We start from the raw sequence: 464 nt of genomic DNA on the forward strand, positions 1-464 counted from the left end.
CTGGTGGCCCTGGCTGTGGTTTTGGCCCTGGCCGCTTTTGACGGCCGCCGCGACGGCTGGGGCTTTTTTCTGGCTGGGTGCAGCCGGTATGGTCAAATATCCGGCCCTGGTGCTCATCGCGTTTTTTCTGCGGCCAGGGAACTTGTCCAAGTCGCTGTGGTGCCTCCTGCCCCTGGCCTGCTTCTGGCCCTACCGCGAGGCTGGCTGGGGCGTATTTCGTTCCCTGGCCGTTTTCGCCGGTTTTGTGTCCCATGGCGGGCCGGTGGCGGCCCTTTTCCAGCCGGTCCTGGGCGGGGCGGCCCCGGCCGTGTCCCTGGCTGTTGGCGCGGCTGTCCTGGCTGTGGGCTGGCTGGCTGTGGCAGACCCCTTCGGGCGGGCTTTGGGCCATGCTCACGGTGCTTGCCTGTCTGCCGACGGTCTATCCCTGGTATTTCCTGGTTGTCGTGCCGTTTTGGGTGCTGCGT

Annotated in this window: 1 protein-coding gene; it reads left to right on the forward strand. The window is 66.4% G+C overall.

The features are described 5' to 3' along the window. The coding region (locus DSOL_RS28340; RefSeq protein ID WP_207649699.1) for a hypothetical protein at window positions 1-464 on the forward strand (464 nt) is incomplete at both ends.

This window comes from Desulfosporosinus metallidurans (genome assembly GCF_001936615.1).
GTDB classification, from domain to species: domain Bacteria; phylum Bacillota; class Desulfitobacteriia; order Desulfitobacteriales; family Desulfitobacteriaceae; genus Desulfosporosinus; species Desulfosporosinus metallidurans.